Consider the following 12,209-nt stretch of genomic DNA (forward strand, 5'->3'; position numbering starts at 1 on the left):
TTCGGTCGTCTCGAATGGTTTCTAAGTGCGGCTTTGCGGACATCTGACCGAAACGCTCAGATGTCTCAGAAGAGCCCTGAGCAGACATGCATGTTGGTCTTCCTTAAGCCTTTGCACCGGCCAACCACCAAGTCTCGACGGCCCCAATCCCCTTCACCTCAACCGCACCGCGTGGTTCGAATTCATAGGCGTCCTCTAGCTCTTCTTTGGCGGCAGTGGTGACCTGAATACGCCCTGGCTCTCCATGGCTCTCCATACGGGATGCTGTGTTCACTGTCTCTCCCCAGACATCATAAAACAGCTTCCGGTTCCCAATGACACCCGCCACCGCAGGCCCGGCATGAAGCCCGATGCGGACTTGCAGCCCCTCAGGAAACTCAGGAGCCATCTTCTCCACAGTCTGCTGCATGTCCAAAGCCATCTCAGCAACCCGATGCACGGGGTCGCCGCATGGGTTGGGCATGCCAGCAGCAACCATGTACGCGTCTCCGATAGTCTTGATTTTCTCCAAGCCGTGTTTCTCAGCCAGTTCATCGAAAGCGCGGAAAATCTTGTTTAGGAACCCAACAATCTCTTCCGGCAGAAGCGTTGCAGCACGGGGTGTGAAGTCCACAATATCCGCAAACAGGATGGCCACCTTTGGCAGGCTGTCTGCGATAGTCTGGTCGGGTTCGACCTTTAATCTTGCTGCGATGTCTTCTGGAAGCAAGTTGTAAAGCAGCGACTCGGACCGGGCATATTCTTTCTCTAAAGCGGCTTCAGCCTTGGTGGTGATCCGATGGTTCAGCGCAAACAGAACACCAAGCGTGCTTATGGCCCCAAGGGCATTGAAGATAACAAAGAACGTCATCCAACCCAAAGGTATTTGGTGCCATGGCGCAGTGACTGCCCCAAGCACTGCAATCAGAACCAAGAACAGGGCAGTCGCTACTGAAAAGACGATCCGCGCGCGCCAAGTGAAAGGAAGCCAAAAGACGATGAGTGCGGGAATGAAAAGCCAAATTAAGAAAAGGGACTCAAGCCCAAACGTCAACGTTGCCAAAGCTGCATGCAACGGCATTTCAAAAAATGCAGCGAGAACGTAAGCGAATTTAAGTCTATCTTTCCAAATAATGAGGTAACTAGCCAGGCTGAAAGCCAGCACGCTGAAAATGTTGAAATAAACTAGCGGCATGGCTCCAAGGTACAGAAACGTAGCTGTGGCAAAGACGTGAAATCCTAACCCCAGCGGGAAGCCAACACCTGCAATAGCACGAGCACGCGACACTTCCCCCGCCAGCCTAGAGTCAAAATATGCCGGGCTCTGCACCAAGAATGCACTGTCCTTCTGCTTCCGTAGGTTTAGGATAGCCATGTCAAGTGCGACTCCCTAGTACAAATCGCAGCGTTCAAGTCGGCAGACTTTTCTCACAGCATGTCAGTGTCGACGGCTTTATTCTCTCTAGCTCGGAAACTTGATCCAATGGTCGAGCTTTGATTTTTGGGGGCACGGGCCAGCGTCGACTTTGTCCGCTTCTGAGACATCGGACGCAGTCAAAACGACTGGCTGGTGTTGGCAAGAGCGGGCATTGCGGCGCAAAAGCGGACTTTTTCGCGCCGCGAGCCAGACATGAGTGGCCGCTGATAGCAGCTTTCCGGTCATCTGATGAAAAGAGTCGGATGACCCAAAGGAGCCCGAAGCGGACTAAACCTAAATCCACTGTCTGCGTCTGCGGCCCCTCAAGTTTGAAGCGCGATGAGAAATTCAATCACGTCCCCGCTCGACTTACGAGTGCTGCGAAACAGCAGCCCCGATAAACTGTAACCGCGCTCCGACCTGTGGTATCATTCCTAAGTATTTTGGGGGAAATGTCATGACCGACACGAAACATACCGACATCGTTCGAAATGGTTGGGCGGCGCTTGCAGCTGGCGAGTTGGACAAGCTCGCTGCTGATTATGCCGAAGACATGATCTTCGTCCTGCCAGGACAGGATGACGTTTTGGAGGGGCGCGCGGCTTTTCGGTCCGCGCTCGACGGTGTGGGAGACGCGCTGCCGCCCGGTTTTGACATCACATCGATGACCCACTGCACCGGAGAGAACGAAGTTGTTACGGTGCTCCGGTTTACGGCCGCGAAACTGCCCAACGGCTCGCAATGCGCAGTTCTGTTTCGCTTCAATTCGGATGACAAGATCGTCGAGGAGCGGTGGTTCGTGGATACCGAACAGTGGAAGGGCGCCTTCTAGGAAAGCGCTCTCGCGTTTCGCAGGAGCCATGACGTTCAGCGCCCCGTCTGATGGAACGTGTGAGGCAGTGCAGCTGACGGCAGGTGGCCCGGCGGCGCGCCCTAATAACGCTTTTTGGTCGCCAGCCGCCGCGCCTGCGCGTTGAGCCGCTGCTCGAGCGCGAGCCAGCCCAGTGGTTGGACAAGCACCTTCGCTGCCGAATTCTCGGCCATCGCGACGTCAAGATCCCCGATCCGCTCGTACACGTCCGCCACGATCAGGTGGGCTTCGGCCTGCACCCCGCGCATTCCGGCGCGCGCCGCCTCGTTCGTGGTCCGCTCGAACCAGAGCCGCGCCTGCGTGGCATCTCCGGTCTTGGCGGCGGCTTCCAGTAAGCCGAGCATCGAGAGGCACTTCCCCCTCCGGTTCCCCAAAGTATCAAACCAGCGCATGCCCTCCCGCAACCACGCAGTTCCTTCTTCGAGCTGTCCGCCGCGCACGAGGCCGCGCCCATATGCGGCGTCCCCGGCATAGGCGAAATAGAAGGCCCCAATCCGCTCCGTCCGCCACGGAGCATTTGAGAGGCGCGCCAGCCCCGGCGACGGGTCGTCGGCCGCGACAAGGACCATCCCCAGAGCGAGGTCGGCCATCAACCGGTCGAAGCCGCTGGCCGCCGAAGCAACACCATGCTCGGCCGCCGCAAACGCATCTTTGAGATTTCCCGCTTCCGCCTGACTGAGCGCCAACAGGCAAGCACCCCAGCATTCGGCCGGCGGATAGTTGTCCCGCGAGCCCATCGCCTGAAGGTACGATGCCTCCTCTGCCGCGACGCCGACCTGTCCCACCTGCGTTGCGTGCGCCCACCGGGTATAATGCGACAGCGTGAACAGGTAGCGGTCCCCCAGATGCCTGCCCAGCACCTCGACCGACTTGCTGCGCGACGGCAGCGCGTCAAAGGTCTCTCCTTCGCCCACGATCGAATCTAGCCAAAGTCTCAACCCCTTGGCGTAGCCGACGCTGCTCTCGTCGCCCAACGCCTCGCCAATGGTCTGGGCGCGATCAAAGGCCTGCTTCGCATCCGCGTAGCGCGTGGCGTGCATGTACCCTTCGCCGATCCAGGTCAGTAGCCGTGAGACCTCCTCAATCTCGCCAAGCGTCTGGACCCGCGCGAGATGACTTCGAGCCAGTTCCGTCATCGCCGGAAAGTCGCCGTTCCAGCACAAGATCTGGGTCTGGTTTACGACCGCACGTGCCAGCAGCAGAATGTCGTCGACCTCGCCGGCAGGGCCCGTCAGGTCAATGCATTTCTGAAACCATTCCTGCGCGTCGCGCAGCGCAAAAAGGTCCAGCGCCTTGTTCCCTGCCATGAGTGCATATCTCGCTGTCGCAATCGCGTTCCCGGCGGCCTCGGAATGCTGCGCCAGAAACTCCGCGACTTCGACTTCCTGTCCGGCATGAAGGTCCTCCAGACACCGCGCTACATCTCCGTGCAGGCTGCGGCGATCCTCGGACAGTAGGCTCTCGTAGATGACCTGCTGAACCAGAGCATGTTGAAACTTGAAACGGTCTGGCTGCTCAGGCAGGGCCTGCACGATGCCGCTCTGATCCAACTCTGCCAAGTGCCGCACACCCCCGGCGCCGAGGAGGCGCGTGTCGAACTCACGCCCGATGACCGACGCCCGCTCTACCAATCTGCGCGCCTCCGGCGAGAGCCTGTCAACGCGTTGCATCAGCAGCCCAGCGAGGGTTTCGGGAATGCCCGAACTGTCTAGTACTGGCCCTTCCGACGGCTCATGGGTGAAGTGACGGGCAATCTCCTCAAGGAACAGTGGATTGCCGCCGGCGCGCTCAATAAAGGGCATCATGTCGGCGAGCGTACCCCGATCTGTCAGATGCTCGCGGAAGAGCTGTACCGCTTCAGATGTCGACAAGGGTTCGAGAACCAATTCCTCGACGCCGGGCGCATCCGCCCAAGGCGCGGAAAACTCGGGGCGAAACGTCGCGACGATCAATACACCGCGCCTTTTGGGGTCACGCACTAAGGCATCCAGAACATTGCTCGAGCGTTCGTCGATCCAGTGCAGGTCGTTTAGGTAGAGAACCGTGGGCTTAAGACGCCCCTGCATCATCATGAACTCGGACAGCGCCTCGCGGGTCCGCGAACCGATCAGGTCGGGATCGACGCCCGGTATCGAAGCGTGCGGTTCGACCAGCCGGCGCAGATAGGGAATGTGGCGGTCTCGGTCCAGTCCCGCCTCGACCAGCCGGTCTTCCAGAGAGCCGCCCTCAGCTACCACTGTATCACGAAAGCGCCTCAAAAGGTCGATGAACAGGTGGAACGCTGTCGTCTCGGCATGCGGGCTACATTGGCCGATCAGCAGCGTAAACGCTTCGCCCTGCCGCTTGATGAACTCGCGCAGCAGGCGAGACTTGCCGATGCCGGGTTCCCCGATCACATGGGTCGTCCCCAGAGCGCCAAGGCGGGTGCGGGACAGCGCCGCTTCCAAAGCGCCAATCTCATGCTCCCGCCCGACCAGGGGCGCCAGATCACCCTGCCGACGCTCGAGGCGGTCATATGATCCCGAGAACCGCACCACGCGCCAAACCGGTACCGGATCGTCAAATCCTTTGAAGACGTGCGGCCCCAGTGTTTCAAACTCGGCAGCGCCGTCCGACAGCCTGCGGCACGCTGGCCCGACGACGACGGCGCCCGGGTCCGCGACCGTCTGCAGCCGTGCCGCGAGGTTTGGTGTCGATCCCAGCGCGGAATATTCCTGCGCGGCCCCTCGTCCGACGATCTCACCTACAACGGCGAGGCCTGTCTCGATCCCTACGCGCAGCTCCAGCCGACCCGCACCATTGGGCGCAGTGAATTCGCCGATCTGCTTGACCAGAGCCAACCCGGCTTGGATGGCGCGTTCAGCGTCATCCTCGTGACTTTGCGGATAGCCGAAGTAGGCGAGCACACCGTCACCGAGAAACTTCGCCACGAACCCGCCGTAGCTCTCCACCCCCTCGCTGACCGTATCCTGAAAGTCCCGGATCGTCTCGCGATAGGCCTCTAGGCTCAGGCGCGTCGACAGCGCGGTCGATCCGACAAGATCGGCAAACATGAGCGTTAGTAGCCGCCTCTGCGCGCGTGCGGACGTTCCGTCTGCTGGTCCCTCTGTGCTCCCCAGCGCCGCCGCTGCAGCCAGAATCCGCTTGCGGTGACCAAGCTTGTCTACACCAAGATCGCGTAAGTCCGCATCGCTCAAGGATGGCAGCAAATCCATTTCGACATCGTTCTCGACAAACGCCGGGACATGCTGCGACAAGTCCAGTGCCAAGAGGAATTCGGAAATCTGCTCGGTCATCGCTCCCTCGAACGCATCGAAACAGCCAACCTTATGAGAGTACTCGTTATGAAATGAAAAATCAAAACTGACGACCGCTGTGCAAAAGTGGAAAGCCTGTACCGCGCGGGGACGAGGAATATGGGAAACTCATCACAGGCAACCGGTGAACAGGAGCCTTGCGTTATGGACTTACGTTCAAGGGGGGCGGCGGGACTGTCAGAATAGGTTACGATTGCCGAACTTTAAGCCCACCGCGCGCAGACAAAAATCGAGCAAGAAAGCAGGCGGAAATATGCTGCCACCAATCGGAGTTTGTTGTTCAATACTTTACAGGATGGTGTTGCTGACGGAAGTCGCACGATCAAATATTCTGAATGAATTGGTGCTTCCGCCCAGCGAACAACCAAGGAAGCTGCAGTTATGAGGCTGCGGCAAATGACGGTTTTGTCCGCTTCTGAGACATCGGATGCAGTCAAAACGAGTGGCCGGTGTTGGCAAAAGCGGTCGTTGCAGCGCGGAAGCGGACGTTGCAGCGCGCGAGCCAGTCATCAGTGGCCGCTGACGGGAGCTTTCCGGTCATCTGATGAAAAGACTCGGATGACCCAAACGAGCCCTTCTACGACGTTCATGATCTGTAAAGAATCCTTCGCGAAGGGCGGAACGCGGAAGTTCTCCGTGAGTGCGAGAGCGAATTTTCAGCAGAGGTGAAACAGACATCCAGACGTTCGTCAAAAAACACCTTTTTCTGCGACGCTGCATTGCAACTTCCAGCCAGAGGCGCAGACCTATGCATACACATGATAGCCGACACCGCCAATTTTATGCGCGCAGCGTTAACGCCTCAGCATTTCTCTGACCCGGCCACCCACCGCAAGGCCTGACTATGTCGCGAAAACAATTTACAAGGGACGTTTCGTCCTGCCTTGCTTGCCGACTGATCGTCACTAGGTACAAAGTGCAATTAGCAGGCCAACGGAAAGGGATGTCCAATCAACGGCGCGTTGATCAGAGAACTCCGGCGGCGGCTGGGTATGACACAACAGCAGCTTGCCGAGCAATTGCATGTTGACCAGGGCACCGTTAGCCGCTGGGAGCGAGGCGTTGAGAGTCCGCGCCCCAGGCGGTGGGCCGCGCTGAATGATCTGTTGCTGCGCGATGAAAGCCGCCGAGCCATGCTACGAAGCCTAGCTTTCCTACGCCAGGATTACTTTCCCACTTCGCTTCTCGACAGTAAACTCAAACTGGTCGAGATATCCGCCAAAGGCAAGAAGCACTTTCTCGATCGCGGCCTTGATCCTGACGCCATGATTGGTCGAAGCCTTGATGCTTATGCATCACGCTTCGGCAATCCTGCAATCGAGGAGCAACTGAAAATAACACTAGAGCATTCGGGGCTGCTTTCGGGGGAAGCTTTGTTATACAGGTTCGTTCGCAACTATAATGGACGTGGCCACACGACGATTTATGAGCCCATCTTCGAGAACGGACAGCTTTGGGGGGTTTTGAATTACGTCGCGCGTTACTTCAATCTTCCTCAAAATGGCTACAACGGTTTTGAACTTATTGAAGCAGTAAGAACAGACGACGTAAGCAAAGCGGTGACCTTGCTGCGAGGGCCGAATTTCATGCACGTGCAAAGTGCGCTCAGAATTGAGGCTTAAACCTTCAGCAATACGGCTCTCGACACAAGGCCGCGTGAGCGACTTCGGTACTTAGCGCCCAAACGCATATTTTCGCCCTTCGCCGCCGTTCCGATTCAGCTAACTCTTAGAAAGGTGAAGTTGCCAGCTTTATAGGTTCGTCGGGCTCTGGCGGCGGCGAACGCACCTTTGCAGCGTAATTTCAATGAAGAGGCAGCGGTTGCAGTCGAGTATGACTTGTAAGTCAAAGTTCAGCTACGGGCTCTCTCGTGTAGGACGTATCGCCTTTGTGGGATTGGCTTGGCTAGTCATCCTGCCGATCAGCGGTGTTTGGGCAGCTGAATGGCAGGTCATGGCGCTGAATGGCGAAGCCTCTGTTGGGCCTGCCACCTTCCAGGTTGCATTCGATGGCTCGTTCTCCGGCACTACAGGCTGCAATAGTTTTCAGGGCAAGGCGGTTTTTGAAGACGGCGCAATCGTAGTCGAAGGACCGGTCGCAATGACGAAAATGGCTTGTCCAGGCAATAGGCTTGCCGCGCAAGAGGACGGGTTTGGCGACCTTTTGGGCGGCCGTATGTCCGTTGCGTTCAATCCAATAAGCGACGTCCTCACTCTGTCGAACGGCGAAACCACCGTTGAACTCGTGCGCAGGACCGGTTGGGGTGCGGGTCTGCCCGAGCTTCCTGAAACACATGCGGGCGTCGGTCCACCAGCGGGTAGCCCACCATATTTGAACCCATTCGGTCTGTCGGAAGATCTGCCGATTAATGCACAGCCGGACACGAGTTCGGACGTCGTCGGCGGAGCTTTCTCCGGTCAGGTACTTCGCAACCTGGGGTGTGAATCTGACTGGTGCCGCGTTGAGCCGCTGGATGGGAGTTTCTCGGGCTGGAGCCAGCGCACCTATCTGGAGCGATCTGACTCCATCCTTCGGGCTGCTCAGCGCGTGTTTGATGCCGTGGGACCTGTTCCCTGCGCTGTGGGCGAGGGTACGCCAATGGGCACCTGCGGTATGGGTGTCGCGCGCGATCAAGGCGGCACCGCGACGGTTGTGGTTGCCAAGCCTGATGGTGTCTCCCGAATTCTGTTCTTTACAGATGGTGCCTTCATAGGCTCCGACACCAGTCAGGCGGGTGGCGGATTCGAAAGCTCCGCAGTGCGCGAGAGGGATTTGACACTGATACGCGTGGATAACGAACGCTACGAGATAGTAGATGCTGTCATCTTCGGCGGTTGACCTCGATAATTGATAAACACAGGGAACCTTGATTATGAAGAATGCCATCGTTCTGGCCGCTGCAATTTACGGCACAATTGCCATCGTGTCTCCGGCCAAGGCCGAGATCCCGCCCTTCTCGGCGCAGTGTCCGAACGGGATCAACGTGACCTGGGATCCGGCCGGGATTGTACGCGTGAACGGCACGCAGGCGGAAGTTCGGATGTTTAATCCGAACTATTTCGAAGCAAGAGCCGGAGGCATTAACTTTCCAATCAGCGCAGAGCCGGACGGCAGCGATCTGCTTGTCAAGGCGGAGCCGCGCGGCAGCGCGGGCGGATACTGCACGATACTGGCGACCGGTACCACAACACCCTCCTATGACACGACTGCCGGCGCCGACGGACCGGACCATTTTGAGGTAAATGTGGACAGCCGCCTTCTAGTCCATTCTCAGCCGACGACCGCTTCGCAGACCGTCGCCAAACTGCCTCGCGGCACGGTTGTCGAAAACCTTGGCTGCCGCCAATCGGAAGGGCGCATATGGTGCCATATTGCCGATGGCGACGCGTCGGGCTGGGCCGCAGCGGAGTTTCTGGTTGAGTCGAGCGGTCCAGTGCGTGCGGCACGGTCCATACCGGTCATGCAGGGCGGGAACACGACAGGCCATACGAGCGAGCGGGTTCGTTTTCCGCGCGGCCAGAACGGTACTGAATTCACTGACAGTCTGAACCCACAAGAGTCGCGCCGCTATATCCTAGGGGCGTCCAATGGCCAAAACTTCTATTTCCGCCTCGCCGCGAACGGGCCGGGCATGACCTACGCCATCTACAACCCCGATGGCTCGGTGCTGCTGGACGAGGTCGGAGCGGACCTCGAATATCGCGGCCAGCTTTGGCAGTCCGGGGACCATGTCATTGAAGTTCATAATACCGCCAACGGTGCCCAGTCCTATAACGTCATTTTCGGCATCCAGTGAGATCGACGTGCAAATCGCAGTTCTCAAAAAGGGGAGACGTTTGAAATGACCCAACTTCTCAAAATGATAATGATGTTTGGTGCGCTTGCCATAGCCTCGGCGTGCGTCGAAACGACGGGGAACTCATCCGTTGGCCAGATGGCGCCTGCTGCAGGCGCGCCCACCTTCATCGAAGGCAGCTTTACGGCAAGCAGCGCCGCGACAAGCGCCTGTCAGGCCGAGCTTTCAAGAATGACCATGGGCGGCGTCCGCGTCGTTGGTTCCGAATCCTCCGAAGCCGCACACGCCGTCTACATGCGCGTCGGGGCGAACGGCGCGCCTTGGCGCTGCCTTGTTACGGCGGACGGCAGCAACCCGTCCGTGATGTTCATGGGCGACGAAGGTGTCGCCTGAACATCATAATAATGAAGCGCCGGGAGGTTTCGGCGCTTCACTGATCAAGGGGGCTTTCCCTAGCCGTTTCCAAAACCTTCTGATCGAAAGGTCTGACATGGACCGCACTAAGACTATTTTGCCCAATTCCGTTCGCGCCTTCTTTTTGCTTGGCACGTTTGCCGTTGTGACTGTGCCTGTCTCGGCGATTGCTCAGGATAATACTGCCCAGGCGGTCGGTTCCGCACTCGGAGGTCTTGTCGGACTTCTGATCCTTGCCGTGTTCGGGGCTGTGATCGGATGGTTGGCAGGCTTGATCGTGAAAGGGCATGGCTCTGGCTTGCTGGGTAATATCGCCGCGGGTATTGGCGGGGCGATACTAGCGGGGTATCTGCTCCCACTGCTTGGCATGTCTCTTGGGGGCACCATCGGCAGCTTTATCGCGGCTTTGATCGGTTCAGTTCTTCTAATCCTGATCGTGCGGCTTATCCGCAAGGCCGCGAAATAAGAGGGCCAGCCGAGTGAGAATGACAAAACTCTTGCCCATCATGTTCCCTGTGGTTGCTGCTGTGCTGGCCGTTTCAAGCGTCATGGCCAATGCTCAATCGCGTGACTTAATGGTGAACGAGTGTTCAGCTGTCGCGCAGAATTATTTCCGCGATTTCAATGCGCGCACAGATATGCGGTATAATGGGCAACGGGTTGACGGATCGCACGCGATCAATGGCCGGATATTTCTTGAGACAGATTTCGAAGACTTCGCCTGCTCCTATGAGCGTGAGGGGCGGAGCATGGTCGAGTTCTTCGCGGAGGGGCAGGTGAGAAATTCCTTCCTGCCGGGCTATGGACCTGCTGGTGAGGGGAGCGTTGTTCAGGTTACCAGCCTGCGGGACGGCGATACTTTGAACATGCGGAGCGGCCCCGGCACAAGTAACAGGATCATCGGTGCGCTTTCGAATGGCACCTCGGTCCGCAATCTCGGTTGTCAGATGCAGAGCAACACGCGCTGGTGCGAGATCGAGATGATGACGGATATGCGCGAGCGTGGCTGGGTTGCAGGGCGCTATCTGACTATTGCCGGTTCAGCGCCACCGCCCGCATCCGGGCCCATAGTCAGGGTGACGGGCGTCGCTGCAAACGATGTGCTTAATGTGCGTGCCGGCCCGGGAACCAGACATCGAGTCGTCGGGGCCTTGAGCAACGGATCTCAGGTGCGTCGGCTTGGCTGCCAAAGCCAAGGCCAAGCGCGCTGGTGTCAGATCGAGATGATGACCGACATGCGCGAACGCGGCTGGGTCAATGCCCGTTTCCTCACGGGGCAAAGCGGACAGGCCACCCAGTTGCCAAGCATGTCGCGGGTCGAACGCGTTCGGTTCGCCTCCGGAACGACCGGCACAGAGATCAGGGACCAACTCGGCCCCGGAAGTTCCGTCACTTACATCCTTGGTGCGCAAAATGGTCAGAACCTGTATTTCCGCCTCGCCGCCCAAAGCGGAAGCCTGTCTTGGCGTCTCTTCAATCCGGACGGTTCGCTTCTGGATCGCGGAGGGCCTTCGAAGGAATATCGCGGGCAGCTTTGGCAGTCCGGTGAGCACAGTATCGAAGTGATGAACAGCGGCGGCAGACAAGCCTCGTTCAATGTCATCTTCGGCATCAGGTAGACGCAATCTGCGTTTACTCCAAACTAGGAAGAAGGAAAGAAAGACCATGAGACACACGTATAAAGCTACTATTCTTGGGGCCAGCTTGCTTTCACTTGCTGCCTGTGTCGAGGACACAGGCTCCTCGTCATCGGGTCAGGGAATGCCGGCTGTCGGTAGCGCTACTGACGTGACATCCTTCCAGGGTGCACGCGCCGGTCAGGCCGAGGGTGGTTTGCGGGCCTTGGGCTACGATGCGATTCGCAGTCAGGGTCTAACGACATATTGGTTCAACCGCGAAACCGGAGCTTGTGCAGAGATTACGACCTCAAATGGCGTCTACTCAAGCGTGGTTATGGTTCCGGCCGAAGACTGCTAGTCACCGCATGGCCACTGCCTGCAAATGGGTCATTCGGATCGTCGGGGTGCTTTACCTCGTGGCCCTGACGTTGCTCCTGATCGGAACTTTCGGGCTTTTCGGTCAGGAGCGAGATCCGTTGGCAGGCGTGTTTCTCATGCCACTCGGGCTACCTTGGGTACTCTGGCTTGATGGCGTGGCAGATGCCTTCAAGCCGTGGCTTGCGATACTCGCGCCGGCGCTGAACCTGGTCATTCTGGCACTAGCGTGCCGACTGTTGCGTCGAGAAGGTACATGAATAGAAATATTGTGAGTAACTCACCTTATGGATCCTGAACTTCCAAAGGCTCTCGCCACAACTTTTTTGATCGTTACGCGGCTTTGTTGCACAAATCGGAGCGTGACGGCACTTCCCCTTTCCCCGGACGGATTTAGCCTACGACCTCAGTAACAGGTATG

10 protein-coding genes are annotated in these 12,209 nt (G+C 58.1%); 8 read left to right on the top strand and 2 right to left on the bottom strand.

What is annotated here, in order from left to right; translation table 11 throughout:
- Positions 1-103 precede the first annotated feature (103 nt).
- Positions 104-1,354, bottom strand: coding sequence for an adenylate/guanylate cyclase domain-containing protein (locus AB2B41_RS22055; protein ID WP_367879989.1), 1,251 nt, complete (start codon positions 1,352-1,354; stop codon positions 104-106).
- Positions 1,355-1,853: 499 nt separating this feature from the next.
- Between AB2B41_RS22055 and AB2B41_RS22060 the strand changes: the two genes are divergently transcribed.
- Positions 1,854-2,228, top strand: coding sequence for a nuclear transport factor 2 family protein (locus AB2B41_RS22060; RefSeq protein ID WP_367879990.1), 375 nt, complete (start codon positions 1,854-1,856; stop codon positions 2,226-2,228).
- Between the two features lie 101 nt (positions 2,229-2,329).
- On the opposite strand, the gene AB2B41_RS22065 is transcribed toward AB2B41_RS22060, so the two are convergent.
- Positions 2,330-5,563, bottom strand: coding sequence for an ATP-binding protein (locus AB2B41_RS22065; protein WP_367879991.1), 3,234 nt, complete (start codon positions 5,561-5,563; stop codon positions 2,330-2,332).
- Between the two features lie 983 nt (positions 5,564-6,546).
- Here AB2B41_RS22065 and AB2B41_RS22070 point away from each other — a divergent pair.
- The 7 genes from AB2B41_RS22070 to AB2B41_RS22100 all read left to right on the top strand — a co-directional run bounded on the left by AB2B41_RS22070 (position 6,547) and on the right by AB2B41_RS22100 (position 12,048).
- Positions 6,547-7,206 (top strand): helix-turn-helix domain-containing protein, encoded by a 660-nt coding sequence (locus AB2B41_RS22070; protein WP_367879992.1) that lies wholly within the window; start codon positions 6,547-6,549, stop codon positions 7,204-7,206.
- A 184-nt stretch (positions 7,207-7,390) separates the two neighbouring features.
- Entirely contained in the window at positions 7,391-8,422 is a 1,032-nt protein-coding gene (locus tag AB2B41_RS22075; protein WP_367879993.1) for an META domain-containing protein, read from the top strand.
- Between the two features lie 34 nt (positions 8,423-8,456).
- The gene (locus tag AB2B41_RS22080; RefSeq protein ID WP_367879994.1) at positions 8,457-9,380 is read left to right on the top strand and encodes an SH3 domain-containing protein; all 924 of its coding nucleotides are present in this window, start codon (positions 8,457-8,459) and stop codon (positions 9,378-9,380) included.
- 69 nt (positions 9,381-9,449) lie between these two features.
- Positions 9,450-9,773, top strand: coding sequence for a hypothetical protein (locus AB2B41_RS22085; protein WP_367879995.1), 324 nt, complete (start codon positions 9,450-9,452; stop codon positions 9,771-9,773).
- 97 nt (positions 9,774-9,870) lie between these two features.
- Positions 9,871-10,260, top strand: coding sequence for a GlsB/YeaQ/YmgE family stress response membrane protein (locus tag AB2B41_RS22090; RefSeq protein ID WP_367879996.1), 390 nt, complete (start codon positions 9,871-9,873; stop codon positions 10,258-10,260).
- Positions 10,261-10,300: 40 nt separating this feature from the next.
- Positions 10,301-11,413: an SH3 domain-containing protein gene (locus AB2B41_RS22095; protein WP_367879997.1), complete on the top strand. Its 1,113-nt coding sequence runs from the start codon at positions 10,301-10,303 to the stop codon at positions 11,411-11,413.
- Between the two features lie 365 nt (positions 11,414-11,778).
- The gene (locus AB2B41_RS22100) at positions 11,779-12,048 is read left to right on the top strand and encodes a hypothetical protein (protein WP_367879998.1); all 270 of its coding nucleotides are present in this window, start codon (positions 11,779-11,781) and stop codon (positions 12,046-12,048) included.
- Positions 12,049-12,209: the final 161 nt, after the last annotated feature.

Source organism: Sulfitobacter sediminis, from assembly GCF_040811725.1.
Taxonomy (GTDB): Bacteria; Pseudomonadota; Alphaproteobacteria; order Rhodobacterales; family Rhodobacteraceae; genus Sulfitobacter; species Sulfitobacter sediminis.

What these genes read in the sequence shown, in the direction of transcription:
- AB2B41_RS22090 (WP_367879996.1), top strand. Translation starts at nt 9,871, where the DNA reads ATGGACCGCACTAAGACTATTTTGCCCAATTCCGTTCGCGCCTTCTTT.
- AB2B41_RS22085 (WP_367879995.1), top strand. Translation starts at nt 9,450, where the DNA reads ATGATGTTTGGTGCGCTTGCCATAGCCTCGGCGTGCGTCGAAACGACG.
- AB2B41_RS22060 (WP_367879990.1), top strand. Translation starts at nt 1,854, where the DNA reads ATGACCGACACGAAACATACCGACATCGTTCGAAATGGTTGGGCGGCG.
- AB2B41_RS22100 (WP_367879998.1), top strand. Translation starts at nt 11,779, where the DNA reads ATGGCCACTGCCTGCAAATGGGTCATTCGGATCGTCGGGGTGCTTTAC.
- AB2B41_RS22080 (WP_367879994.1), top strand. Translation starts at nt 8,457, where the DNA reads ATGAAGAATGCCATCGTTCTGGCCGCTGCAATTTACGGCACAATTGCC.
- AB2B41_RS22065 (WP_367879991.1), bottom strand. Translation starts at nt 5,563, where the DNA reads ATGACCGAGCAGATTTCCGAATTCCTCTTGGCACTGGACTTGTCGCAG.
- AB2B41_RS22075 (WP_367879993.1), top strand. Translation starts at nt 7,391, where the DNA reads ATGAAGAGGCAGCGGTTGCAGTCGAGTATGACTTGTAAGTCAAAGTTC.
- AB2B41_RS22055 (WP_367879989.1), bottom strand. Translation starts at nt 1,354, where the DNA reads ATGGCTATCCTAAACCTACGGAAGCAGAAGGACAGTGCATTCTTGGTG.
- AB2B41_RS22095 (WP_367879997.1), top strand. Translation starts at nt 10,301, where the DNA reads ATGTTCCCTGTGGTTGCTGCTGTGCTGGCCGTTTCAAGCGTCATGGCC.